The sequence below is a fragment of the Pseudomonas sp. IT-P260 genome (assembly GCF_949768395.1).
In the GTDB taxonomy this organism is placed as follows: Bacteria; Pseudomonadota; Gammaproteobacteria; order Pseudomonadales; family Pseudomonadaceae; genus Aquipseudomonas; species Aquipseudomonas parakoreensis.
The window spans coordinates 175,594-199,181 of record NZ_CATKPO010000033.1 but is presented as its reverse complement, the minus strand read 5'-3'; the positions used below and the strand labels follow the sequence as shown (position 1 = coordinate 199,181).

General features: G+C 58.1%; 22 protein-coding genes and 1 pseudogene. 8 read left to right on the top strand and 15 right to left on the bottom strand.

Annotated elements, in window-relative coordinates; all coding sequences use genetic code 11:
- Positions 1-127 precede the first annotated feature (127 nt).
- Both ACM6HV_RS14870 and ACM6HV_RS14865 read left to right on the top strand, forming a co-directional pair.
- Positions 128-511, top strand: a complete 384-nt coding sequence (locus ACM6HV_RS14870) for a winged helix-turn-helix transcriptional regulator (protein WP_027611764.1) — start codon at positions 128-130, stop codon at positions 509-511.
- 576 nt (positions 512-1,087) lie between these two features.
- The gene (locus ACM6HV_RS14865) at positions 1,088-2,155 is read left to right on the top strand and encodes an alkene reductase (protein ID WP_414904585.1); all 1,068 of its coding nucleotides are present in this window, start codon (positions 1,088-1,090) and stop codon (positions 2,153-2,155) included.
- Positions 2,156-2,247: 92 nt separating this feature from the next.
- On the opposite strand, the gene ACM6HV_RS14860 is transcribed toward ACM6HV_RS14865, so the two are convergent.
- Together ACM6HV_RS14860 and ACM6HV_RS14855 are read right to left on the bottom strand one after the other, a co-directional pair.
- Positions 2,248-3,297, bottom strand: coding sequence for a 3-oxoacyl-[acyl-carrier-protein] synthase III C-terminal domain-containing protein (locus ACM6HV_RS14860; RefSeq protein ID WP_041064001.1), 1,050 nt, complete (start codon positions 3,295-3,297; stop codon positions 2,248-2,250).
- A gap of 212 nt (positions 3,298-3,509) precedes the next feature.
- Positions 3,510-3,662 (bottom strand): annotated as a pseudogene (locus ACM6HV_RS14855) (aldo/keto reductase); the annotation flags it as partial.
- A 268-nt stretch (positions 3,663-3,930) separates the two neighbouring features.
- Here ACM6HV_RS14855 and ACM6HV_RS14850 point away from each other — a divergent pair.
- Positions 3,931-4,602, top strand: coding sequence for a lipopolysaccharide kinase InaA family protein (locus ACM6HV_RS14850; RefSeq protein ID WP_121185473.1), 672 nt, complete (start codon positions 3,931-3,933; stop codon positions 4,600-4,602).
- Positions 4,603-4,733: 131 nt separating this feature from the next.
- Here the strand turns inward: ACM6HV_RS14850 and ACM6HV_RS14845 are convergent, their stop codons facing one another.
- Positions 4,734-5,486 (bottom strand): SDR family NAD(P)-dependent oxidoreductase, encoded by a 753-nt coding sequence (locus tag ACM6HV_RS14845; RefSeq protein WP_047294458.1) that lies wholly within the window; start codon positions 5,484-5,486, stop codon positions 4,734-4,736.
- Positions 5,487-5,595: 109 nt separating this feature from the next.
- Between ACM6HV_RS14845 and ACM6HV_RS14840 the strand changes: the two genes are divergently transcribed.
- Positions 5,596-6,513 carry a LysR family transcriptional regulator gene (locus ACM6HV_RS14840; protein ID WP_041063980.1) on the top strand — a complete coding sequence of 306 codons (918 nt, stop codon included), beginning with the start codon at positions 5,596-5,598 and terminating at the stop codon, positions 6,511-6,513.
- Between the two features lie 62 nt (positions 6,514-6,575).
- On the opposite strand, the gene ACM6HV_RS14835 is transcribed toward ACM6HV_RS14840, so the two are convergent.
- From ACM6HV_RS14835 to ACM6HV_RS14820, 4 genes are all read right to left on the bottom strand, one after another.
- Positions 6,576-7,493, bottom strand: coding sequence for an AraC family transcriptional regulator N-terminal domain-containing protein (locus ACM6HV_RS14835; protein ID WP_414904760.1), 918 nt, complete (start codon positions 7,491-7,493; stop codon positions 6,576-6,578).
- Between the two features lie 81 nt (positions 7,494-7,574).
- Positions 7,575-7,832 (bottom strand): Atu4866 domain-containing protein, encoded by a 258-nt coding sequence (locus tag ACM6HV_RS14830; protein ID WP_145598127.1) that lies wholly within the window; start codon positions 7,830-7,832, stop codon positions 7,575-7,577.
- Between the two features lie 25 nt (positions 7,833-7,857).
- The gene (locus ACM6HV_RS14825; RefSeq protein ID WP_414904584.1) at positions 7,858-8,148 is read right to left on the bottom strand and encodes a hypothetical protein; all 291 of its coding nucleotides are present in this window, start codon (positions 8,146-8,148) and stop codon (positions 7,858-7,860) included.
- 178 nt (positions 8,149-8,326) lie between these two features.
- Positions 8,327-9,091 (bottom strand): SDR family NAD(P)-dependent oxidoreductase, encoded by a 765-nt coding sequence (locus ACM6HV_RS14820; RefSeq protein WP_095669160.1) that lies wholly within the window; start codon positions 9,089-9,091, stop codon positions 8,327-8,329.
- Between the two features lie 285 nt (positions 9,092-9,376).
- Between ACM6HV_RS14820 and ACM6HV_RS14815 the strand changes: the two genes are divergently transcribed.
- From ACM6HV_RS14815 to ACM6HV_RS14805, 3 genes are all read left to right on the top strand, one after another.
- Positions 9,377-10,321 (top strand): helix-turn-helix domain-containing protein, encoded by a 945-nt coding sequence (locus tag ACM6HV_RS14815; protein WP_414904583.1) that lies wholly within the window; start codon positions 9,377-9,379, stop codon positions 10,319-10,321.
- Positions 10,322-10,499: 178 nt separating this feature from the next.
- A complete protein-coding gene (locus ACM6HV_RS14810) occupies positions 10,500-11,234 on the top strand; it encodes an SDR family oxidoreductase (protein WP_414904582.1) in 735 nt (244 codons plus the stop codon).
- Positions 11,235-11,451: 217 nt separating this feature from the next.
- A complete protein-coding gene (locus ACM6HV_RS14805) occupies positions 11,452-11,703 on the top strand; it encodes a hypothetical protein (protein WP_414904581.1) in 252 nt (83 codons plus the stop codon).
- A 43-nt stretch (positions 11,704-11,746) separates the two neighbouring features.
- On the opposite strand, the gene ACM6HV_RS14800 is transcribed toward ACM6HV_RS14805, so the two are convergent.
- From ACM6HV_RS14800 to ACM6HV_RS14780, 5 genes are all read right to left on the bottom strand, one after another.
- Positions 11,747-12,649 (bottom strand): bestrophin family protein, encoded by a 903-nt coding sequence (locus tag ACM6HV_RS14800; RefSeq protein WP_131670440.1) that lies wholly within the window; start codon positions 12,647-12,649, stop codon positions 11,747-11,749.
- A gap of 180 nt (positions 12,650-12,829) precedes the next feature.
- Positions 12,830-13,786, bottom strand: a complete 957-nt coding sequence (locus ACM6HV_RS14795; RefSeq protein ID WP_414904580.1) for a 2-hydroxyacid dehydrogenase — start codon at positions 13,784-13,786, stop codon at positions 12,830-12,832.
- Positions 13,787-13,817: 31 nt separating this feature from the next.
- Positions 13,818-14,582: an SDR family oxidoreductase gene (locus ACM6HV_RS14790; RefSeq protein WP_414904579.1), complete on the bottom strand. Its 765-nt coding sequence runs from the start codon at positions 14,580-14,582 to the stop codon at positions 13,818-13,820.
- Between the two features lie 45 nt (positions 14,583-14,627).
- Positions 14,628-15,320, bottom strand: coding sequence for a fumarylacetoacetate hydrolase family protein (locus ACM6HV_RS14785; RefSeq protein ID WP_047294438.1), 693 nt, complete (start codon positions 15,318-15,320; stop codon positions 14,628-14,630).
- 99 nt (positions 15,321-15,419) lie between these two features.
- On the bottom strand, positions 15,420-16,769 hold the full coding sequence (locus tag ACM6HV_RS14780) for an MFS transporter (protein ID WP_414904578.1): 1,350 nt from the start codon (positions 16,767-16,769) through the stop codon (positions 15,420-15,422).
- 590 nt (positions 16,770-17,359) lie between these two features.
- Here ACM6HV_RS14780 and ACM6HV_RS14775 point away from each other — a divergent pair.
- The gene (locus tag ACM6HV_RS14775; protein WP_414904577.1) at positions 17,360-18,292 is read left to right on the top strand and encodes an AraC family transcriptional regulator; all 933 of its coding nucleotides are present in this window, start codon (positions 17,360-17,362) and stop codon (positions 18,290-18,292) included.
- Positions 18,293-18,385: 93 nt separating this feature from the next.
- Here the strand turns inward: ACM6HV_RS14775 and ACM6HV_RS14770 are convergent, their stop codons facing one another.
- The 3 genes from ACM6HV_RS14770 to ACM6HV_RS14760 form a co-directional block, all read right to left on the bottom strand.
- Positions 18,386-19,675, bottom strand: a complete 1,290-nt coding sequence (locus ACM6HV_RS14770; protein WP_414904576.1) for a carbohydrate porin — start codon at positions 19,673-19,675, stop codon at positions 18,386-18,388.
- A 105-nt stretch (positions 19,676-19,780) separates the two neighbouring features.
- Positions 19,781-22,186, bottom strand: coding sequence for a glucose/quinate/shikimate family membrane-bound PQQ-dependent dehydrogenase (locus ACM6HV_RS14765; protein ID WP_047294429.1), 2,406 nt, complete (start codon positions 22,184-22,186; stop codon positions 19,781-19,783).
- Positions 22,187-22,552: 366 nt separating this feature from the next.
- On the bottom strand, positions 22,553-23,422 hold the full coding sequence (locus ACM6HV_RS14760; RefSeq protein ID WP_041063966.1) for a LysR family transcriptional regulator: 870 nt from the start codon (positions 23,420-23,422) through the stop codon (positions 22,553-22,555).
- Positions 23,423-23,588: the final 166 nt, after the last annotated feature.

Sequence of the window (23,588 nt, the reverse complement as noted above, 5' to 3'; positions counted from 1 at the left end):
GCAGGGGCCGGTTGCCAATCAGCGCCAACGCTACGACAGGAGAAAGCGTTCTCAGATGCGGTATATCCAGTAAACTTGGCGTCAATCTCGCGCCTGAGAGCGCCTGGGTATACAGAAGGAAACCGCCATGCTTGAACTCGAACCGCTGTGCTTCTCGTCCGACTGCCCTAGCCGAGCTTTATTCGAGCAGATCGCTGATAAATGGTCGATGATGGTGTTGGCCGTGCTTGATGACGGTCCGCAACGCTTCAACGCGATTCGTCGTCGCCTGCAAGGCGTTACCCAAAAAGCGCTCACGCAATGTCTGCGCCGGCTGGAGCGCAACGGCCTGGTATCGCGCGAGGTGATTTCGCTTTCGCCAGTCGCGGTGCAGTACCAAATCACGCCGCTGGGCCGCACGCTGCAACAACCTTTTCGGGCTCTGCATGAATGGACGCTCGCCAAGCTACCGGAGGTTGATGCTGCCCGGCAGAAGTTCGACGCCGCTGCAATCGGACCGACAAGTACGTAGGGAAGGCTGTTTCACTGGATTACATGAACGCGTTGTCGGCCGCCCATGCTGCGCTTCGGGACTTGTCATCCGATGGCTTGAAAAACACCGAAGATCTCAATCGAACCAGCGCGATCTGGTAAGCATGAAACTCTGCCAACACTTTTTGTTGTTGGCAGTGCGCTGGTTTTTGCCTTTCATGCGCGGGCAATCAATCTCGATACCTGCTTCAACCGAATCTTCACATCGATTGCTCAGGCCGTTCGATCATGAACGCAGAGCGTCCTGCTCTTGCGCGCGAGGCCAATGTATACGGCTCGCCAGCCCATACGCCGCGGACTATTTCCTGACGGTAGGTATCCTCAGACCTACCAGGTGTACGAACGGTGCCTAATTGACGCCAGGTTTATTATTGATACCTTGTCGATTGTCCTCACTTGAGGGAAGCGGTCCGAAACGGACCCTCGTTCGCCACTCTTGCCAGTGGCTTGCAGCCAGCCAATCGAGCATCCGACAGAAGCATTTCTTTGGTCGAGCCGCACTTAAGAAATCGTTAGGCACGGGCGGACGTTCAATAAAATTTATTCTGAGGAAAGTATGGGAAATTTTAAGCTCCTAACCCCCTTAAACAACGAAGAGCTCACTTTCAGAAATCGGGTGTTCATGGCGCCGATGACAAGAGGTCGATCCAAGGATCAGGTGGCCAACGAATTGACTGCGACCTATTACGCACAGCGTGCCTCGGCGGGCCTTATTTTTACCGAAGGCACCCAGATCAGCACCCAGGCCGTCGGCTGGACGAATACCCCAGGGATCTATACGCCTGAACAGATTGCGGGCTGGAAGAAGGTAACTCAGGCAGTTCATGAAGCCGGTGGCCTCATTTTCGCCCAGCTTTGGCACACCGGTAGAGCATCTCATCCTGATTTTCATGGAGGAGAACTCCCGGTCGCGCCATCGTCAGTCCCCTTCAATAGCCAGGCGTTCACGCCAGAAGGCATCAAACCCTCGGTGACCCCACGCGAACTGACCATTGATGAAATCAAGTCCACCATTGGGGACTACGAAAAAGCTGCACAGGCCGCGAAAGATGCGGGCTTTGATGGTGTAGAGATACACGGTGCCAATGGTTATCTGCCCGCGCAGTTTCTGGAGGACGGCTCAAACAAACGCACCGACGAATATGGCGGTACCATTGAGAAGCGGGCGAGGTTCTTGCTTGAAGCCACGGACGCCGCGATCAGAGTCTTCGGACCGGCCCGTATCTCGGTCAGGCTGTCGCCGCGCATTCCGTACAATGACATGGGCGACTCCAATCTCGAGCAGACCTACATGTACGCGGTAGAAGCGCTGGAAAAGAGAAACGTTGGAATTCTGCATTTCATGGAACCTGGGACTCTGCCGGAAGGCGCGAAACCATTGGCGCCCGGGGCTCGCAAGCGGTTCTCAGGAATTTTCGTGTTGAATGTTGGTTATGATCGGAAGTCTGCGGAACAGGCCCTGCAAACCGGCCTGGCCGATGCAGTCACATTTGGCACGCTGTTCATCAGCAACCCTGATCTGCCGGAACGCTTCTTCCTTGATGCGCCGCTGGCTACTGCGGATGCCTCCACTTTTTACAGTGGTTCGGAAGAGGGCTATACCGACTACCCGCCGCTGGCCTAGAGATCGAATCGCGATTTTCGTTTTGGTACCGACCAACAGTTTGATCATGGACGAGCAACTTGCCGCCTCACGACGGCAAGTTGCATCAGGCCCTACAAGGTAAACGACAGCGCAGAGAAAACCATCCCGCCGCTGCCCGCCCAGCCCATGCAAAACTGCCCGGTCTCGGCTTCGCCGCGACTCATCGCATCGAAGATGCCGTAGGGGATGGACGCGGTAATGATGTTGCCGGTTTTATGCCCGACATGGTGCAACTTGTGATCAATACCGATCAGTTGCCCAATGTGCTCCCACATCTTGGGTGAACCGGTATGAATAAACACTTTATGAACATCCGCAGCAGAGACGTTTTGCAAATTGAAGACTTTTATCGCTTCGTTGCGACCATCTTCATGCAAGGCTGCTGCGTAGGAATTGAATTGATACTGACCGCCGGTCGGTGAAATACGCGGAATATCCTCCTCATTACAGAACAGTTTCCAGTCCGGCAGGGAGATGGTCGACAAGTCACTCAAGTCCGGCCTGTTGATGTACGAGAACTTGAAGTTGCCGGGGGCTTCATGACTGAGAATGGTGACCGTGACAGCTTCGCCAATGGTAAAACTCGGAAACTTGTAAGCCAGTTCCGCCGACGACTGTAAAGAGAAGTTCTTGGGCATCACCGGCCCGCCAGCAGACATGCCAAATTCCATATTGACGATCGCCGCGTAGCGAATTTCCCCGGCCTGCATTTTACTGTTGATGACATCCATGGCGGTCACCCAGCCGTTACAGGCGTCCACCACATCGAAGTTTCTGCAGCTCAGGCCCAGCGCCTTGGCGATAAACGTACTGTTGGCCGGCTCGATGAAGCCTCGCGTGACGTTCGGATAGATCAACAGATCCAGGTCGGCCTTGTCGATATTGGCCTGGGCGAGCGCGGAGTTGAATGCTGTCTCCATCAGTTCCATCGGCGTCTCGTCGGCGCCCAGCCAGTGCCGCGTGCCGCTGCCGCTTTTTTCAAGCAACTTGCTGATGGTCTTCAAGGTTTTTGGCAAGTCTTCCTGGAACGTATCTTTAGAGTGTTCCTCGACCAGGTTTATAACGTCTTGATTGCTGATAATGCGTGACGGGAGAATCCCGGACAGCCCAACTATTTTCATATGACTTCCTTGTTGAAAGTATGCATCCGTGGGCAATGGCTGCGGATGAGCAAACCCTTACTCATCCCTGTAAGGAGCCACTGGCGGCAATATTTTTAGCACAAAGAAAATGCGGATCAAGGAAGTTGCTCGTTATTTCCCTCAATCGAATTGAATCATGATCTGGGTCAATTTAACGGGCTTTCAAGTTGATCGAAAAAACAATCGGGTGGCCCCTCGACGGCGACCCGAATACGTTCGGGCCGGCTGTCCAGAGTCTGCTTTGTGTTGTCGGCACCGACGGCGAAGCCGAATTTGGTGACGATCACGACCTGGTCACGAACCGGGGACAGCGCCTCGCCGACTACTTGCTCATTGAGAGGGCCACTAGACGGGTCAATCGGCAAGGGTTTATGAGGCTCACTCATCAGTCACTCGATGTGTCGACCGCGCTCTGCCGGTATCAGTATGTGAGCAACGGTCTCCCCGAAGGGATAAACACCGTCAATAGCCAATTTCTGTCACATCGTTGCGTAAAAGCCTCAAGATGTACCTAACATCCGCGATAAATAGGGAACTATTAACGTCCACAAATAGACTGAGCTGCTGTTGCGACGTCGCACGAAACAATTTCTACAAAAAATGGAGCACACAATGGGCAGGGCACGCGATGAGTTTGATTTTTGGTGGGGTACGTCCGGGTCGTGGGTGGAACCGCCGAATGTGCGCCGCAGCGGCACCAGCGGTGTCCAGCTGATTGTTCAAGGTGACAAGACGTTTTTTGTAAAGCGTCAGACCGGCCATTTGTTCCGCAGTCTGCGTTACCCCACTGGCCGACCCACCGCATTGCGTGAAGGCGTTGCCCTTTCAAGACTCGAGCAACTGGGCGTGAATGCACCAAGGCCGGTATTTTATGGTGCGAGAAAAGTTGACGGCCTATGGCAGGGTGTTCTGGTTACCGAAGACCTGGGCGGCTTCATCGATCTGGATACCTGGTATGGCCAGGGCGCTGCAAGCCTGTTGACCACAACGCAACATCTGCGACTGCTTGAACGTTTAGCGCAAATGCTGGCGCGGCTGCACTCGGGCAAATGGCAGCACGGTTGCATGCGTTCCAAACACATCTTTATCAAGGCGTCGATTACCGACGCTGACTTCGATTTCGAACTGGCGCTGCTGGACCTGGAGAAGTCTCGCGGTCGTGCTACGGCAATGGGCGCGGCGCGTCACGACATTCCGCAGCTCAGACGGCATTCTTTCTGGGATGAGTCGCAGTGGCGGCATTTCCTTTCCTGCTACGAGCAAGCCCTTGGCAGAACCCTGTAAAAAAGATTGTGCGGCAGTGACACCCGCTCAATCTGCGCCTGACAATAGCACCAGCGAACGCCGTCCGGGTTGGTAATGCTCACACTCAGGCGTGGGTTGGCGGGCGACCGCAACAGTCGCCCGCTGACTGCTCAGATTTGCGCCTGACCGCCGTCAACAAACAGCTCGATACCGTTGACGAAACTGGCGTCATCCGAGGCCAGAAACAACGCCGCGCTGGCAATTTCATCAGCCTCACCGACTCGCCCCATGGGGATCAGCGACGCCAGGTAGTCGAGCAAGCCCTGCTGTTGAGCGGCATCAGGGCCGGCCAAGTCAACCAGGCCAGGCGTGCGGGTAGCGCCGGGGCTTATGGTGTTGATGCGCACCTGGCGGTCTTTCAAATCCAGAATCCAGTTGCGGGCAAACGAGCGCACGGCGGCCTTGGATGCGGCGTACACACTGAAGGCGGCGGTGCCCGAACTGCCTGCCGTAGAGCCGGTGAGAATCACCGAGGCTTTTGGGGCCAGCAGCGGCAGTGCCTTTTGCACAGTGAACAGCACGCCTTTTACGTTGCGATTGAAAGTGTCGTCGTACTGCTGCTCCGTGATGTCACCGAGTGGCAGCATGGATCCACCGCCGGCATTGGCGAACAGCACGTCGATTCGACCGTGGGTCGCGCCAATCTGGCGATACAACGCATCCAGCTGATCAAGGTTGGTGGAGTCCACCTGCACGCCGGTGGCGTTGCCGACCGCGGTAACAGCGGCGTCCAGTTCGGCTTGGCGACGGCCGGTGATATAGACGTGAGCGCCTTCTTGAGCGAAGCGTTTGGCGGTGGCCAGACCGATGCCTGTAGTGCCGCCGGTGACCAATGCAATTTTGCCTTCGAGTTTGTTAGTCATGGTGTTTCTCCCGTATTTCGATTGAGTGAGTTGCGGTGTGGGAGAAGCTTATCGACGGGGAAAAACTTTCAAAATAGAATTGTCTGAAACCTATCGTTGCAGAAATGAAATGAGCAGACTTCCGGATTTCGAAGGGTTGGCGATGTTTGCCAAGGTGGCCGAAGAGGGCTCGTTTGCCGGCGCGGCGCGCGTCATGAGCGTGTCGGTGCCGACGGTATCGCGGGCGGTCGCGCGGTTGGAGGCGCGCCTGGGTGGGCGCTTGTTCAACCGTACGTCACGGCAACTGGCACTTACTGAATTCGGCGCGAGCATGGCGGCCAAGGCGGGTGAGATTTATCGGCAGGCTGAAGAGGTAGAAAGCGAGGCTCAGGATTTATCGGTCCAGCCCCGCGGCCAAGTACGCTTGGCGATACCCATGTCGTTTGGCTTGCGTTGGGTGGCACCGCTGATGCCGCAATTGCTGCGCCAGTATCCCGAGCTGTCGATTGATCTGCACCTTTCAGATGCCTCGGTAGACCTGATCGCCGAGGGCTTCGATGCGGCGTTACGCATCGCCGTATTGCCGGATTCCTCGCTGGTTGCACGGCGACTGTGTGCCGTCACTCAATACCTGGTCGCTTCACCGGCTTATCTGGACGCTCATGGCCATCCTGGCCACCCCCGCGAACTCGCGTCCCGCACGTGCCTGAGTTATGCCTACCGGGCCCGCAGCCAAGTGTGGCGGTTCACCCATCAAGACGGCAGCGAAGAAGACGTGGTGCCCAGCGGCCCGCTGAGAGTGACCAACTCGGATGCGTTATTGCCGGTGTTGCTTGAGGGCTTGGCTATCGCCGAACTGCCGGAGTTTATCGCCAGCGAGTACTTGAAAGACGGGCGCTTGGTGGTGGTGTTACCGCAATGGAGTATGGCCCGTGGCGGTTTGTATTTCGTCACCCCCTCGGCGCGTACACGGCCGGTAAAGATCAAAGCGCTGTCGGACTTTTTTGCCGAACATTTAAGCCAGCCCGAATGGCGATGGCCGTCATGAAAAATGCCGTGCAATGACTTCAGCATCAGCTGGAGGCCACCCATTCGCCGCCGGTCAGTCGTTCACGCAGGGTGGCGCACTCGGCTGGCATCTCTTGATGGCGGACACCCGAACTGACGACTGTATTCCCGGCTGAATTGCGAGGGGCTTTCGTAGCCCACTCGATAACAGGCACTCGCCACATCCAGCCCTTCGCCGAGCAGCAGACGGCGGGCTTCCTGCAGGCGCAGTTGTTTCTGATACTGCAGCGGACTCATGGCCGTCACTGCCTTGAAGCGATGATGCAAGGTGGAGTTGCCCAGATTGGCGACCCGGGCGAGTTCTTCAATGCGCAAGGGTTGGGTGTAGTGGTTGTTCAACCAATCGATTGCCCGCGTTACCCGACGCGTTTGCGAGTCACCGAGGGCAAGCTCATACAGACGACGCCCGTGTACGCCCCGCAGAAGGCGGTAATACAGCTCCCTCAAGGCCAGAGGCGCGAGCATGCCGATGTCTTTCGGTGTTTCCAGCAGCCGGACCAGCCGCAGCATGGTTTCCAGCAGGGGCACATCGACTTTTTCCAGGAACAGGCCAAGCTCCGGCTCGTCCGGGACGCCCGTCGGAGGGGCATCGGCGATGACCTGCGCAATTTCCGTGGCCTCGAAATCAAAGCGGATACACAGGTAGGGCGCCTCCGGACTGGCCATCAGCACACGTCCGGACACTGGAAGCGTCACCGATACCACCAGGTAACTCAGCGGGTCGTACAGGTAATGGTCGTCACCCAGGCCGATTTCCTTTTGTCCTTGCACGATCAGGCACAGTGCCGGCTTGTGCACGGTATGGATAAGCTCTGAGGGGGAGTCGAAACGGATGACATGCAGGGGCGCTATCGCGGTTTCATAGACTCCGGGCGTGGAAAAGCGCTGTGTCAGCAGGCGAACCAGTTCGTCACGGTAGATGGCTGTGTTTTGCAGAATGAAAGCATCGCTCTGTTCCATTTCAAGGCTCTCACAAGTATTCATGAGCGTCTGCCCGGAACTGTCCAGGCAGACGACATTCATCCGACATCATCAAAGTGCTCATTGCCGATAGAGGATCATGCCGGCGTGATAGAGCACGTCGTCATGAAAATGCCCGTCAGCGGTGAAGCCGGTGTCGTCCCAGTACTGGATGTAATCACCGACCAGCTCGTAGCGGCCCTGATAGGCGCTCTTATTTTTACCACGGGCCTCGTCGTAACGCCCAGTCGTCAGAAGCTCATGACGGATGAATCCGTCAGCGGTGACCCACATGCCCGCGTAACGATGATCCTGAGTGGTTTTCCTGGCATTTTTCATCAGCTTTTCTCCGCGATTGTCCGGCTTAGCAGATACGACCCAAAGCCGTGTGATCAGAGCCGTCTTCGGCCACGCGAAACCCCGGTGTGCGGTCACTTCCGCCTTCACTTACACGCATGCCGGGCGTACGGTCCGAGCCGTCTGCGGCAACGCGGAACCCTGGAGTGCGGTCACTGCCACCCTCACTCACGCGCATGCCGGGAGTTCGATCAGCACCATCAGCGGCCAGGTTAAGGCCGGTGGAGGAAAGGTTCATCGCGCAGGCCAGCATCGCGCTGATCATCAGTGAAAGGGAAAGCCGTTTTGCGTTTTTCATTGTTCAGTCCTCATTGACGTTGTTCATTCTGAGTGGCCTGCCGTGGCCTGTGTCTGCATCCGTTGCGTGCTTTCAGATTACGTAGGCGAGCCGGGCGGTGTTAGGACGAAACTGCCGCAGATTTGCCTGATCCTCTCGCTCTTGTGGAGCATGTCGTGCGGCGCCTTCGTGCGGCGGCTCAGCCGGCCGTGACAGTCATGCCGCCGTCGGCCATGACCACCGAACCGACCATGAAACTGGCGCGATCCGAGGCGATGAAGGCGACCACTTCGGCGATCTCTTCCGGCTGGGCGGCGCGACCGATCGGTGCGGCCTCGCCATGTTGGGCGAGAAACGCAGGGCCATCGTCGACCACATTGTTGAGGATGTTGGTCACCACATCGCCGACGCCAACGGCGTTGACGCGGATGCCGTGGCCAATGACCTCAAGCGCCAGGGTGCGCGTCAGTTGCGCGAGCGCGCCTTTGGAAGCGGTGTAGGCGGCAATGGTGGGAAAGGCGAAGTAAGAGGCGTAGGAGGCGATGTTGACGATCGATCCGGATTTGTTGGGCATCATCGCTTTGACGGCCTCCCGGCTATGCAAAAATGCCGCTGTGGCATTCACTGCCTGAATCCGTTCCCAGTCTTCGCGGGTCATGTCGATGACCAATTTGTTGATGATGATGCCGGCGTTATTGACCAGAATGTCCAGCCGGCCGAATTGCTCGACAGCCAGAGCGACTGCGCGCTCGGCGGTACCGTCCTGCGAGATGTCAGCCACCAGTGGCACCAGACCTGGGCGGGCCAGCGCTTCCACCTCAGGGTTTATATCTTCGGCAATGACCTGAGCGCCGCGGGCATGCAGCAGCAGTGCGATGGCCTTGCCGATGCCACTGGCCGCGCCAGTGACCAGCGCGACTTTACCGGCCACTTCGTTTGGGGTGCTGTTCTTGATATCAGTCATGACGTTCTCCAGCGTTTTGATCAAGTAGGGATAAGCCGTGCTGGCGCTTGCAAGGCGCTGTCATCGGCGACGGGTCTACTGTCTCGCAGCGGGCGAAGGTCGGCGTTCGTGAGATTGCCCAGACTGTCGGGGTTTTGCGCCGAATGTCAGTGAGGGCGGTTCAGTGCTCGATTCAACCCACGGGAAAAGCCCGATATCATCGAGCCGGTCTACGTGACGCGGAGTACGGGCAAGCCTATGAGACTTGCCTGGCTTTGCACCGCTGAATCCGCAAAGGACGATTTCATGGCCAATACCGGACGCACCTCCCAGGAACCGATGTCGACGTCATCTCGTGACCTGCGCATCACCGGCGAGTCAATGGCTGACTACCTGCCAGGCGAGCCGCAGCCGTTACCATCACGCCTGGAAATCAAAGACATTGTCATTGCGCTGTTTACCCATCGCAGCGTCAGTGAGCCCATTCTTGTGCCTGCAGTGGTCGAACCGCTGCTCGTTCTGGTTCTGGCGGGGGCGGCGAGGGTGGAGGAGCGCGCACTGGGTGGAGAGTGGGAAGCTGCGCAGGTCCGTGCCGGCGATTTTTTCCTCACCAGTTCCGATGAGCCCTATGAAATGCGTTGGCAGACGCATGAAGGCGATACCTTCGAAGTCATGCACCTTTATCTGGGACTGCCGTTGTTCGAGCAGGCGTCTCGGGAAGTGTCAGGTGAGCACGCTGAGCCTGTGCGTTTGCGCGATGTTTCAGGGGCGCGTGACGAGCGCGTCGCTTTTGTCATGGAGCAGTTGCGTACTGAACTGGCCACTGAACGCTCGCCAAGTGCCCTTTTTTCCCGCTCTCTGGCGCAGGCACTGGCCGTACATCTGGTGCGCAGCTATCGCGCCGAAAGCCAGCCCGGGCGCCGGGTGAACGCTCTGCAAGCCTACAAGTTGCGCAAAGTCACTGACGCCATGAGTGCGCATCTGGACGCTGATTTCAGCCTGGCAAAGCTGGCCAGTCTTGCCGAACTGAGCGAGTACCACTTCAGCCGCCTGTTCAAACGTGCGACCGGGACTTCGCCGTCGCAGTACTTCATTCGCTTGCGCATGGTTCGTGCGCGGCACCTGCTGCTGGAAACCCGCCTTAGCATCATCGACATCGGACTCGAGGTCGGTTACTCAAGCCCCAGTCACTTCTCGCAGGTCTTTCGGCGTGAAGTGGGCGTAACGCCCAGCGAGTTCCGTGGGGCCTGAGCGGCGCTTCATTACAAATGTGCGGCGATGCACACAGACACGAATAGGCAAAAGTTGCGCAGGTTTCGGCACGCGTCGAGCAGGTCTGTGCCCTTAATCTTTTCGACACACCCAGCAGCAACGACCGCCCTCTGGCGGTCAGTGCTGAACCTCAACGCAGACAGCAGGAGCTACGGATATGTCGAACATTCAAAACAAAGTCGTCCTGATTACCGGTGCCAGCAGTGGCATTGGCGAAGCGGCAGCCAGGTTGATCGCCGCCAAAGGCGCGCATGTGGTCCTCGGTGCCCGCCGTACCGAGCGTCTGGACAAACTGGTCAGCGAGATCCACGCCGAGGGTGGCTCAGCAAGCGCCTGTGCACTGGACGTTACGGATCTGCAATCGATGCACGCATTCGTGGCATTCGCCAAGGCGCAACACGGCAAGGTCGATGTGATCATCAACAACGCGGGCGTGATGCCTTTGTCTCCCCTGGCCTCGTTGAAGGTCGACGAATGGAACCAGATGCTTGATGTCAACGTTCGCGGCGTACTGCACGGTATTGCCGCCGTCTTGCCGGACATGCAAGCGCAAGGTTTCGGTCAGGTGATTAATATCTCATCGATTGGTGGCCTCGCGGTTTCCCCGACAGCGGCGGTGTACTGCGCGACCAAATTCGCCGTCAGGGCGATCTCGGATGGTCTGCGCCAGGAAACGGACAAAATCCGCGTCACGGTGGTGTGCCCGGGGGTTGTTGAATCCGAGTTGGCGGACACGATTTCGGATGAAATGGCCCGCGAAGAAATGAAAGCCTTCCGGCGTGTGGCGCTCAATGCAGATGCCATTGCGCGAGCGCTCGCCTATGCCATCGAGCAGCCTGACGATGTTGACGTCAGTGAGATTGTGGTTCGTCCGACCGCCAGCCCGCACTGAGTCGTCTTGGACGCAAGGTGATTCGGAGGCAATCGTGCTCTGGTGCGTGCTCGGCACACAAGTCACGCACCAGACTCGTCTGGGTCATTACCCCTGACCGCCGCCAAGGGTGCTGGGTCGAGTCAAATAATCTGAACCCCGCCCGAACGCTCACGCCTAACGATCAGCTTGTGTTTATTCGCACAGGCCCGGTGCCAATACCGGCACATTTCGAGAGGTGGTCAACGTGGCTAAAGACGAGAAGAAAAGCAAAAAAGACGACGCTTCGAAAGCCAGCAAGGACTTGAAAGACAAAAAGTCCTCGCCGGAAAAGAAATCGACGGCAGCTTCGGCGCTTTCCAAGTCCTCCGACAAGAAAGACAAGAAGAAAGACGCCGAACCGAAAAAGTCTGCCAAGAAAGCCGATAGCAAGCCGGAAAAGGCCAAGGATGCAAAGAAGGCTGACAAGCCGGCGAAAAAGAAGAATTAATGCCTGCGACTCGCCAGGGCATTACGCCCTGGCGTGCATCTGTTTAAACGGTCTCTTCAGCCCTGCGCGCATCCCCCAACGAATCACGCTGCATCGACTGCAGGTTTTTCTCGATGGTTTCGCACAGGGCCTCCATCTGAATCTGGTGCTCGCTATGGCGAAACGGGCTTTGCAGGTCGGTGCCGATGCGTTCGATGGCCAGCAGCATGAAGCCCACCACGGTCGAGGCGAGCGGGGTGAACCAGCCCAGCGACTCCACCAGTCCTACCGGCACAATCAGGCAGAACAGCGAAATAAACAGGCGCGGGAAATACACGTAAGGGTAGGGCAGCGGGGTATTGGCGATCCGCTCCATCCCGCCCTGGCTGTTGGACAGCTCGACCATGGTCGATTCCAGCCGCGCCAGACGAATGCTGTCCAGACGCCCGGCCTTGTATTCCCGGGCCAGCAACGATGCAGAGCCGGTGAGTATGTCGTTGGCGAAGTTGTTGGTGGTGCCGCTGCGGGCGAACTCATCTGCCGGGATGAACGCGCGCACTTCCTCCGGGCAAGGCTGACCTTGCAGGTGCGCGGCGAGGCAATTGACGTACGCCACATGGCGGCGCAACAGCGTCGCCTTCACCGGGTTGATTTCGTTCTGCGGATCATCCAGCAGCGTCAGCACCTGCCGGGCGAAGCTGCGCGAACTGTTGATCATCATGCCCCACAGGGTGCGCGCTTCCCACCAACGGTTGTACGCGCTGCTGTTGCGGAAACTGATCAGCACCACCAGCGCTGAACCGAGCAGTGTCAGCGGCATCAGCGGCAGGTTGATCTTGGCGTTGAGGAACAACATGAAGTCGACGGTGACGGCGATGTCCCAGAGCAACAGCCAGAACAGCGACCAGCCCACGTAACCCATGGTCTTGATGATCAGACGGTATTTTTTGACGATGGTGGCTTTCAAACGGAAACCTCGTGGCGAGCGGTCAACAATTACGTCTTAGCTCGGACGGTGTTTTCGCCATAAAGGTTCGATGGCTGGCCGCATCCGTCAAACGAGGGCAACGCAGGTCACGCTGACAGGCCTTATGCCAGGGCGCACCTGCGACGCTTTCGAGCAGAGTCGGAGGATGTCTGACTACCGCTAGCCGGTGACGCACCCTTGTGGTGTTTTTCCGCCGAAGCTGTCGAGCAGACTCGCCACGACCATTTCGCCCATTCGTGTGCGCGTCTGCAGCGTTGCGCTGGCGCGATGGGGCTGCAACACCACCTGTTCGTTGGCGAACAGCGCCTCAGGCACATTCGGTTCGTCGACAAACACATCCAGCGCCGCACCGGCAATCTCGCCGGCCTTGAGGGCTGCCACCAGATCCTCTTCGTTGACCAGCTTGCCCCGCGCCACGTTGATCAGGTACCCATCTTTGCCCAGCGCCTGCAGCACCTGCGCATCGATAATCGCCTCGGCTTTATCGGCGGCGGCTGCCAGTATCAAGGCATCGCTGTCGCGGGCCAGTTGCTTGAGGTCAGCCACGAAGGTGTGGCTGACATCGTTCATCGGTTGCAGATCGGTGTAACTGATCGGGCAACCGAACGCAGCTGCCCGCACTGCCACAGCGCGGCCGACCCGGCCCATGCCCACAATGCCGATGCGCATGCCGGAGACCTGGCGAGCCAGTGGCAGCGGCGCCAGCGGTGTCGGGCTCTGCGGCCACTGGCCGGAGCGCACATAACGGTCGCTGGTACACAGACCGCGACACACGGCGATGAGCAAGCCGATCGCCAGATCGGCGACGTCTTCGGTCAGCGCGCCGATGGTTGCGGTGACGCGGATCCCGCGATCCCGGGCGTAAGCCAGGTCTACTGCATCGGTGCCGACGCCATTGACGGCCACCACTTCCAGTTTCGGCAGTTGCGCCATCAGCGCCTGGCTGATCCCCGTATGGCCACCGGTGATCACGCCACGGATATTGGCCCCGTGCTCGTGCACATACGCCGCTTTGTCAGCCTGCTCAAAGTAACGTCTGATCGTAAACAGTTCGCTGAGACGGGCGTTGATTTCTGGAATCAGGATCGGGCTGAGCTGCAAGACTTCTGGCTTCATGTAAACCTCACTTACTCGATAAAGGGCCGGTTTAACCGCGACCGGCAAAAGGCATGGCCGTGGCCATGACTGTCATGTTCAGGACGTTGGCCGACAGTGGAAGGGCCGCGATATAGCGCACGGCATCAGCCACATGTTTGACGTCGACCATCGGCTCCACGGCGATGCTGCCGTTGGCCTGGCGCACACCTTTGGTCATGCGCACCGACATTTCGGTGAGGGCATTGCCGATATCGATCTGGCTGCAGGCGATGTTGAATTCGCGACCGTCCAGTGCCAGCGACTTCGTCAAGCCGAGCACGGCATGTTTGCTGGCGGTGTAGGCGCTGCTGAACGGGCGTGGTGTATGAGCCGAGATCGAGCCGTTATTGATGATCCGCCCGCCCTGCGGTTGCTGGCGGCGCATCAGCCCGAAGGCACCACGGGCGCAGAGGAAAACGCCGTTGAGGTTGGTGTCGACCACGTTGCGCCACTGCTCGAACGTCAGTTCATCCAGGGGGACGGCGGGGGCATTGACCCCGGCGTTGTTGAAGACCACGTCAAGGCGTCCATAGACTTCGGCGATGGTCGCAAACAGCACATCGACACTGGCAGGCTCACGCACATCGGTAGGCACCGCCAACGCCTGATGGCCTTGCAGGGCTGCCATGGCGACCAGTTCCTGCAACGGTTCCGGTCGGCGGCCGGCGAGTACCACCGTGTAACCGTCGGCCATCAGACCGAGGGCCACGCTGCGCCCGATTCCGCTACCGGCACCGGTGACCAGGGCTACTTTCAAAGCTTGAGCGCTCGACATCTTATTGTTCTCCTGTCTACGAATCAGGTTGGGCGTGGCGCGGGATCAAGTCCGCGGGCCGACACGCATTTCGAGTTGGCCGATACCGTCGATGCCGGCGTTGATGATGTCGCCCGGTTGCAACACATCGACGCCCGCCGGGCTGCCCGTCATGATCAGATCGCCGGCCTTGAGCGTCACCGATCGGGAAATCCGGCTGATCACTTCACTGACCGACCAGATCTGGTTATCGAGGCTGTCGCGCTGACGCTCCTGGCCGTTGACGTTCAGCCATAGCTCCCCGTCGGGATGGCCCAACCGATTGACGGGGACAACGGCGGTCATCGGTGCGGCACCGTCGAACACCTTGGCCCCTTCCCATGGCAAACCGCTGCTTTTGGCCTGGCGCTGCACGTCGCGGCGGGTCAGGTCGAGTCCGGCGGCGTAGCCCCACACGTAGGCCAACGCTTCACTCTCTGGAATATCGGCGCCCCCTTCACCGATGGCGACGACCAGCTCGATCTCGTGGGCGAACTCGTCGGTCAGAGGCGGGAAGGGCACTTCACCAACGGCATCCACCACGTTGCTCGCCGGCTTCATGAAAAACACTGGAGGCTGGCGAGATTGCCCCTGAGTGTCTGGCCAGGGGTAATTACGGCCGACGCAAAACACCCGGCCGACGGGAAAACGTTGCTTACTGCCGACAACCGGCAAGGTCACTGGCAGATCCGGGGTAAAAACATACTCAGTCATGTTCATCCTGTTAAAAGTCCTGTCAGAAGCTTCAGCGTACGGCGGCGTTCGTTGGCAAAGTTGGACGAAAGCCGCCTCTGGTTGGAGAAAACGGTGCTTTACATCTCAATTCGCCTTCAGCTCGATGCGGTACAAACGGCCGAGCAATAGTGAGTAGGAAAGGGTGCCGATCAGTGCGACAGCGCCGATGAACCAGAACGCCCAGGCAAACGAGCCGGTGGCGTGGACAATCGCCCCGATCACGATCGGCGTGACGATGCCGCCAATGTTCGCCGCCAGACTGGTGATGCCGCCGGTGAGCCCAATGAGTTCCTTGGGCGCTACTTCCGACACCGCCGCCCACGAAGACGAGGCGATGCCTTGAGCGAAGAAGGCAACGGTCAACACGGCAATGCAGATCATGTTGGAGTCGGTGAAATTGACCAGAACAATGGACATGCCGAGCATCGAGCCAATCACCAGTGGCAATTTGCGCGCGAAGGACATCGAGTAGCCCCGGCGAATCAGCAGGTCGGACACAATGCCCGCGAGAAGAATGCCGACGGTGGCGCCCACGAAGGGCATCACGGCAAAAATCCCGGCTTTGATCATGGTCAGTTTGCGTTCCTCGATCAGGTAAGTCGGGAACCAGGTGAGGAAAAAGTACAGCGCAGAGGTGCTGGCGAACTTGCCAATGCAAATTGCCCAGATCTGCCGGTAGCTGAACAACTCGGCGATTTGCCGCCAGTTGAAACGGGTGCGCTCTTGACTGCTCTTGACCAGACCACCGCCGGCTTCGATGTAGCTCAGTTCTTCTTTGCTGACTTTCTTGCAGTTCAACGGGTCGCGATACAGATAAAGCCACAGCACACCAAAAACGATGCCCAGCGCGCCCGTACTGTAGAAGACATGGCGCCAGTCAAAGGTCGTGGCCAGCCATAACAGCGCCCCGGTAAACAACGCTGTGCCCAGATACTGGCCGCACACATAGATACTGCTGGCCAGACCGCGCTCGCGAGCCGGAAACCACACCGTGACTGCACGACTGTTGGCCGGAAACGCCGGAGCTTCCATGGCGCCCACGGCCAGGCGCAGGCCGAACAGGGAGGCGAATCCGCTGGCAAAGCCCTGGCAGACGGTGACCGTCGACCAACTGATCAGCGAGACACCGTAGGTGAAACGGGAACCGAAGCGGTCGGCAATAAACCCGGCCGGCACCAGAGCCAGCGCATAGGTCCAGGCGAACGCGGAAAAAATCAGGCCCATTTCGATCTTGTCCAGGCCCAGGTCCTTGGCCATGAACGGTGCGGCAATCGAAATGTTCACCCGATCGATGTAGTTGATGATCGTCGCGATCAGCAGCAAAGAGAGCATGAACCAGCGCCGCCGCGAAGGCAGTCGCTGAGGCAGCACGGTGTCGCGCGCGCCGACGAGCAACGGCGCAGCGCTCGTCTGGGAAGTGTGGGTATTCGACATGAGTAAGCCTCGTTTTATTGTTAGAAATGTCGAGTTATTTCCGGGCAGCCGACGTCATGCCCGCAAAAGCGCGAGCGAGCCATCGAGTGCTGAAAAAAGACAGTGAGCGTTAGCGGCAGACGTTCAGGTTCGTCGTGCGCCAGGCATTACAGGCGTGAGTTCGGGGGGATCAGCGGGGAGCAATAGCAGGGTCATGACGTGCGCACCTTTGATTGTTTTTGATAGAGGTCGGGCTGCGTGTGCAATCACAGTGGTCGTACAACCTTGTTAAAGCAATCCGGGTGTTAGATCGTTTTTTTGTTGAAAAACCGATTGGGCAAACCTGTCCAAAAATACGCCACAGTAAATCCGCTCGGGATTTTCGTCTTCGAGTCATCTATCTATTTGTTTTAAAACAAGAAATAGAAATCATCCAAAACTGGTTTTTTTGGACAGTCGGAATCGGTACGCACACGGGCAAATTTTTTTCACGGGCTGAGACATCGTATGACCTCTTGATGGCGTATCTCTGAGGCTTCAAGATGAACACCGCCACTTGCCCGGCAACGCCAGGACAACCTGCCAACGTACCTGTCGAGGATTCTCAAAAAATGCCGTCACCCAGCCGCGTCCCCACCTATGTCATGCAGCAACGCAGTGAACTCACCGACTTTTACATTCGCGACAAACAGGGCCGCCGCGCCGAAACCAGCCCGCATCGACATGAGTACTTCCAGATTCAGGTCAACCTCGGCGGCGACACCGTGCAGCACATCGGCAACGCTGTGCGCCCGTTTCCGCGCAATACACTGGCCTTTATCCTGCCGCATCGGGTGCATGTGATCCCGCATCCGGCGGACAGCAAGTTCATGGTGATCAACTTTTCCCAAACCTTTCTATTGCCGCATTTGCAGTGCGACCCGATGGATCTGGAGGAGGTGTCGATTCTTCTGGCACCCGAGTTGTCGCCGTTCCGCTTTCAGGAGCATTTGGACTTCGTTCTGGAGGATGCGGATTTCAACCAGGTCTGTGCCTTGATCGAGCAGATGCGCACGCTGGATGAGAACCGCCAGTTCGGTACCCGCGAAATGCTCAAGGGCTTGTTGCTGCAACTGATCGGCAACGTATGTTTTCTGTATGCCGAACCGCTCAAACGCCTGGCAGAGGAAAATGCGGCTGAAGCCAGTCGACGCGATGCTCTGAGCCGCATGTATGAGTATCTGCGCAAGAACATTGCCGATCCGGATCTCAACCTGATCAAGGTAGCGGCCGCGACCTATCTGTCTCCGACGTACCTGACGCACTGGTTGCGCAAGGAAATCGGCAAGACGTTTACCGAACTTGTGCTCGAACGCAGGATGCACGCAGCGCGCAATTACCTGCTCAATGGCACACGGCCGGTGGGCGAGGTGGCGAGGTTGTGCGGATTCGCGGATGAAGCTTATTTTTCCCGGCGTTTCCGCCAGATCCATGGCCAGCCTCCGGGGCAATTCCGGCGTCGGCAACTTAATCCCGATACGCCGCAGTCAGCGTTGAACACGTGACAAGAGACCCTCCCGGGTCGAGATAATCGAGCAACAAAAAACCCGGCGAAATGCCGGGTTGTTTGAGGTCTGCTATCGCTTCAAATCGAAGGTTCAGAGCGAGGCTTTCACCTGTAAACCAAACACCAGCGCATTGTCGATGTCCTGCCCGGAAAACGCGCCCGGCTCGATGATGTATTGCATGTTCGGACGCAGCGTCAGCCAAGGCGTGGCCTGGTAGCCGTAGCCGAGTTCGATCAACTGCTCGCCACTGTCCAGATTCGGAAACTGCGTTCCATTGGCCATGGCGGCGTCCTGCTGCACGTCGCGGCTGCGCGGGTTAGGTACGGCGCGGCCGTAGCCCAAGGCAACGGTGTCACGCGGGCGACCTTCGAACGGTTTGTACAGCACCAGACCGGTGCCATACCACTTGCTGAATGGCGAAGCCGCCTCGCTGGCTGCCGAGTATTGGCCGAACGCATGCAGGCTGCGGCCCTCGGACGTTGGCGAACTCCATACGGCTTGATCGATCAGCAGGTAGTGACCGCCACGGCCGGAGACTTCTTTGTCGTTGCCGATGCGTTTCACGTCGGAGCTGTCGTAGTAGTAACCCAGCTTGTATTCGCCGGGCAATTGGCCCGCGTGCTTGTACACCAGTTCGATCGGCACCACGGTGCCAGTGGTGTGTTTCGGGCCCAGGTGCCAGGCGCGGCTGGAGTTGCCGTTGCTTTCCGGGTCGACGTTGAACGCCGCTACGCGCAGTTGCCACGAGGACGACAAGTCGTACTTCACCCGCACGCCCAGGTGCGCGTTGGGGTAGTTGGTCCAGCCACTGCCGCCGGACATGTTCAGCGGATGGCCGCAGAAACCGGCGTTCATGAAGTTGCACAGAATGCCGCTGTCCAGACCACCGAGGTCGTTGCCCATGGCCATGTAACCGAGCTTTACGTTGAGCGCCGGGGTGAACAGACTGCGCTCGTAGCTGAGTTCCGTCAGTCGGGTGTAGAGGCCGCCGTAGTTTTCCTGGATCGGCAGACGGTTGCCAACCAGGTCTTCGGAGGCGCTGTTGCCGCGGCGGTCGTTGATGGTCAACTGGACCTTGCCGGCGTTCTCCACGCCATACAACTTGCTCAGGTCGAACTGTGCACCGAGCTTGATGTTCTGCGAGTAACGGCCGGAACGGTGCAGGCCGCCATCGGCGTTGTAGGCCATTTCACCGGTGTAATCGCCGGTGAACTTGATCCCGTCCTGGTCCACCTGGTGACGCAAGCCACCCCAGTCACCGGTCAGGGTATTGCGGGTCAACAGGTTTGCATCGGTATCGGCGAAGGCGGGCAGGGTGGCGCTGCAGGTCAGGCCCAACAGCACGCCGTTGACCCAGCCGTTACGAGTAAAACCAAACATGGAGATCTTCCTGCTCAAAGCGGTAGCAATATCGGAAAGCGGCGCGGCACCCTCAGGTGCCGCGCGCAAAAATAAAGCGCCCGTGTTCAACACGGGCACTGCGGTTTACGGCAAGGCGTAAGCCATCACGTAGTCGCCGCGGTCAGTCGACTGACGCGCGCCGCCAGCGGTTACAACGATGTACTGCTTGCCGGTCTTCGGCGAAACGTAGGTCATCGGACCGCCCTGGCTGCCGACCGGCAGACGCGCTTTCCAGATTTCCTCGCCGTTGCCGCTGTTGAAGGCGCGCAGGTAAAAGTCCTGAGTACCGGCGATGAAGATCAGGCCACCTTGGGTCGACAGGGTGCCGCCGAGGGTTGGCAGACCGATCTTGATCGGCAGGTGCATGCGAATGCCCAGCGGACCGGTGTCTTCAACGGTGCCGACCGGAACCTGCCAGGCGACTTTCTGCGTCTTCATGTCGATCGCGGTCAGGGTGCCGAACGGCGGCGCCTGGCAAGGAATGCCGGCCACCGACAGGAAGCGGTTTTTGTTCACCGCATACGGCGTGCCTTTGAGCGGTACCGCGCCCATGCCGGTGTTCAACGCTTCGCCACCGGACGAGGCTTGAGCCTTGTTCTGCGACGGAATCATCTGGATCCACAGACCCAGGCGCATGTCGTTGACGAAGATGAAACCGTGGACCGGGTCAGTGGAGAGGCTGCCCCAGTTCATACCGCCCAGCGAACCCGGGAAGCTCAGCGATTTGTCGGTACCCGGCGCGGTGTACAGGCCGTCGTAACGCATCGATTTGAAATCGATCCGGCACAGCAACTGGTCGTACGGGGTGGCGCCCCACATGTCCGACTCAGTCAGGTGCTGGGCACCGATCTGCGGCATGCCCACCGATTTCGGCTGGGTTGGCGAGTACGGTTCGTTCGGGATGTTCGCGGCTTTGACCGGGACTTCTTTAACGTCGGTCAACGGCTTGCCGGTGGCGCGGTCGAGCACATAGATCTGCCCGGCCTTGGTGCCGATGACCAGCGCCGGAACGGTTTTGCCGTCCTTGGTGAAGTCGATCAGGCTCGGCTGCATCGGCAGGTCGAAGTCCCAGAGATCGTTGTGCACGGTCTGGAATACCCAGCGTTCATCACCGGTGGTGGCGTCCAGCGCGAGCACCGAGGCGCCGTAGGTGTGATCGAGTTTGCTGCGTTCGACACCATAGATGTCGGTGGACGAGCTGCCCATCGGCAAGAACACGGTGTTGGTCGCCGGGTCGTAGGACATCGGCGCCCAGCTGTTCGGCGTGCTGCGCACATACGTGCTGCCATCGGCCGGGGCCTTTTTATCCTGCGGGTTGCCCGGGTCGAACGCCCAGCGCATGGCGCCGGTAATCACATCAAAACCACGGATCACGCCACCCGGCATGTCGGTTTGCACGTTGTCGGCCACACGACCGCCGACCACCACGGTGGTACCGGCCATCAGCGGAGCGGAGGAGAGCTGGTAGTAGCTGTCCGGCACATCGCCCAGACCGGCCTTCAGATCAACCTGACCGTTGTTGCCGAAACCCTGGCAGAACTCGCCGGTGTCGGCATCGACCGCGATCAGGCGAGCGTCGATGGTGTTGGTCAGCAGACGGCGCTGGCAATTGGCGGCAGGCGCCGGTTTGGCTTCGATGATGCTCGAATTGCTTGGCTGAGCGATGGCCTTGGTGGCATCGAAATAAGCCATGCCACGGCAACGCTGCCAGACTTTCGATTTGGCGTTGATCGCGTTCTTCCACAGCTCTTTGCCGGTGTCGGCGTCCAGTGCGATCAGGTTGTTGTGCGGGGTGCAGATGAACACCTTGTTGCCGATCTGCAGTGGGGTGAGCTGGTCTTCGGCACCGTTGCCATCGCTCTCGGCGACGTCACCGGTGTGGTAGGTCCACGCCACTTTCAGTTTGTCGACGTTGTTGCGGTTGATCTGGTCCAGCGCAGCAAAGCGGCTGCCGCCCTCGGTATTACCGTAGTGCGCCCAGTCTTTTTGCGCCTTGTCCGGCTCAACCGGGGTCAGGCCTGGGCCAGTGCCGGTGGCAGCGACAGTCGGGTGCGCAACGAACATATTGCCGGCAGCCACCGCCAGTCCCACGGCCAGGACAGCGGCAACGCCGTAAGCGCCACGACCCGGCACGCCACCGTTGGCGCGCTTGAGCAGTGGATAGACCAGCGCCACCACCAGGCCCACGGCGCTGAACATGAACAGGCGTGAGAACACCGGCCAGAACACCAGCCCGGCATCACTCACCGCCCAGATTGCGGTGCCCACCAGAAATGCCGCGAACAGCCAGGCGCCGGCCGTCTTGAAGCGAGCGATCAGCAAACCGGAAACGGCCATCACCAGACCGCCCACGAGGAAGTACCACGACCCTCCCAGGCTGACCAGCTTCACTCCGCCAGCCGCAAGTGCCAGGCCGAGCAGGGCGATGATCACCCCCAGCCCGACCAGAATGAATTTTGATATGCCCGAGAGGCGTTGACTCTGCTTCACGTTGAATGTCCCGTTGAAATGAGGCGTGCATTATATAGTTAGGTAACTACCTAGTTAAATCACTAATTCAGAATGAAGCATAGATCAACGCCGCTACGCGGGTTTGCGGGCAGGCGTGAGCGCTCACGGGACCGGCAAGGGCTGGTCGAGCGTGAGGCAAAGTCGCTATATCGACTGAACAAATGAGATTTTTGACAGGTATCAATCAACGGAGGGAGAGTGAATCGATAAACGCCGATTCGACGTGCCAGTCATCAACCGACGTACGGCTGCTGCTGTTTGGACTCACGAGAAAGAATGCTCAGAAAGGACAACACGCCTGGCAGGCACTGCGATCAGTGGGCGCGCAAAACTGTAAAAATGACGTCAGACGTCCTTGAATTCCTCTACGAGCAGCTCCGCAAATTTTTCTTTTGCTCGATGAGGTCCACTGTTTTTATTCCATATAAAATAATTCTGTATTGGGTGCAGGTCGTCAAATACATGGCCGCTTATGTCACCGATCCTGCGAAACTGTTCAAAAACGCCTCTGGGCACTAACGAAACACCCGCTCTAGAGCTGACACACCCAAGAATGGTGCCGTAACTGGCAATGCTTGTTATAGGACTAACAACACCATGCGCTTGCAGCCAGTTTTCCAGCGCCTTTCTATAAGGACAGCCTTCAGGCCACATGAATATATCCGTGCCACTCAAGTCCTGCGGATTATGCACGTGCCCCGCAGCTGAAGAGGCAATCAATACCAGTTCTTCCATGTAGATTTCGATACTTTCAATATCAGGATGATCCTGATTGACAGCAATGATGGCACCGTCGAGTTTATGATCAACCACATCATTCAATAACTGCGACCAGTCACCTGTGCTGAACTGCATTTGCACAGATGGATAGAGTTGATGAAACTTTGAGAGCAACTTGGGCAGTCTGCCGGTGGCCGATGACTCTATTGCCCCGATCTTCAAGAGTCCTGACGGCGCCGCCGCAGGATCGAGCGCTCTTTGTGATTCCTGGCACAAAGACAGGATTTTGTTCGCATACCCAAGAAATAATCTACCGGAAGGGCTGATAACAAGCCCCCGACCTTTCCTGATAAACAAAGATACCCCAAGTTCTTTTTCCAGAAGTTTGATTCTGTTGGTAATGTTGGACGGCACACAGTGCAGTAATTCAGAGGCGCGAATGATACTTCCGTGATCCGCTACAGTCTTGAACATAGTAAGTTGAGAAAGCTCCATGCTATTGCTCACTTATGATGAATGATTTGATCACTATAAGTCACTTGTCGAAACCCATCAAGTCACCTATTTTTCAAAGTCTGATCTGATTGTGGAAATTTAAATCAGCGGGTTAGCGGGAAATAATCCGGAGATTTTCATGTTGCTTTGCGAAGAGTTTCAGTCC

Bases quoted from the DNA above. Each gene is read 5' to 3' on its own strand.
- ACM6HV_RS14835 (WP_414904760.1), bottom strand. From the start codon at position 7,493: ATGGAACAGAGCGATGCTTTCATTCTGCAAAACACAGCCATCTACCGT.
- ACM6HV_RS14820 (WP_095669160.1), bottom strand. From the start codon at position 9,091: ATGACTGATATCAAGAACAGCACCCCAAACGAAGTGGCCGGTAAAGTC.
- ACM6HV_RS14785 (WP_047294438.1), bottom strand. From the start codon at position 15,320: ATGAACATGACTGAGTATGTTTTTACCCCGGATCTGCCAGTGACCTTG.
- ACM6HV_RS14770 (WP_414904576.1), bottom strand. From the start codon at position 19,675: ATGTTTGGTTTTACTCGTAACGGCTGGGTCAACGGCGTGCTGTTGGGC.
- ACM6HV_RS14790 (WP_414904579.1), bottom strand. From the start codon at position 14,582: ATGTCGAGCGCTCAAGCTTTGAAAGTAGCCCTGGTCACCGGTGCCGGT.
- ACM6HV_RS14760 (WP_041063966.1), bottom strand. From the start codon at position 23,422: ATGGAGCTTTCTCAACTTACTATGTTCAAGACTGTAGCGGATCACGGA.
- ACM6HV_RS14845 (WP_047294458.1), bottom strand. From the start codon at position 5,486: ATGACTAACAAACTCGAAGGCAAAATTGCATTGGTCACCGGCGGCACT.
- ACM6HV_RS14850 (WP_121185473.1), top strand. From the start codon at position 3,931: ATGGGCAGGGCACGCGATGAGTTTGATTTTTGGTGGGGTACGTCCGGG.
- ACM6HV_RS14810 (WP_414904582.1), top strand. From the start codon at position 10,500: ATGTCGAACATTCAAAACAAAGTCGTCCTGATTACCGGTGCCAGCAGT.
- ACM6HV_RS14870 (WP_027611764.1), top strand. From the start codon at position 128: ATGCTTGAACTCGAACCGCTGTGCTTCTCGTCCGACTGCCCTAGCCGA.
- ACM6HV_RS14775 (WP_414904577.1), top strand. From the start codon at position 17,360: ATGCCGTCACCCAGCCGCGTCCCCACCTATGTCATGCAGCAACGCAGT.
- ACM6HV_RS14860 (WP_041064001.1), bottom strand. From the start codon at position 3,297: ATGAAAATAGTTGGGCTGTCCGGGATTCTCCCGTCACGCATTATCAGC.
- ACM6HV_RS14830 (WP_145598127.1), bottom strand. From the start codon at position 7,832: ATGAAAAATGCCAGGAAAACCACTCAGGATCATCGTTACGCGGGCATG.
- ACM6HV_RS14825 (WP_414904584.1), bottom strand. From the start codon at position 8,148: ATGAAAAACGCAAAACGGCTTTCCCTTTCACTGATGATCAGCGCGATG.
- ACM6HV_RS14865 (WP_414904585.1), top strand. From the start codon at position 1,088: ATGGGAAATTTTAAGCTCCTAACCCCCTTAAACAACGAAGAGCTCACT.
- ACM6HV_RS14840 (WP_041063980.1), top strand. From the start codon at position 5,596: ATGAGCAGACTTCCGGATTTCGAAGGGTTGGCGATGTTTGCCAAGGTG.
- ACM6HV_RS14795 (WP_414904580.1), bottom strand. From the start codon at position 13,786: ATGAAGCCAGAAGTCTTGCAGCTCAGCCCGATCCTGATTCCAGAAATC.
- ACM6HV_RS14815 (WP_414904583.1), top strand. From the start codon at position 9,377: ATGGCCAATACCGGACGCACCTCCCAGGAACCGATGTCGACGTCATCT.
- ACM6HV_RS14780 (WP_414904578.1), bottom strand. From the start codon at position 16,769: ATGTCGAATACCCACACTTCCCAGACGAGCGCTGCGCCGTTGCTCGTC.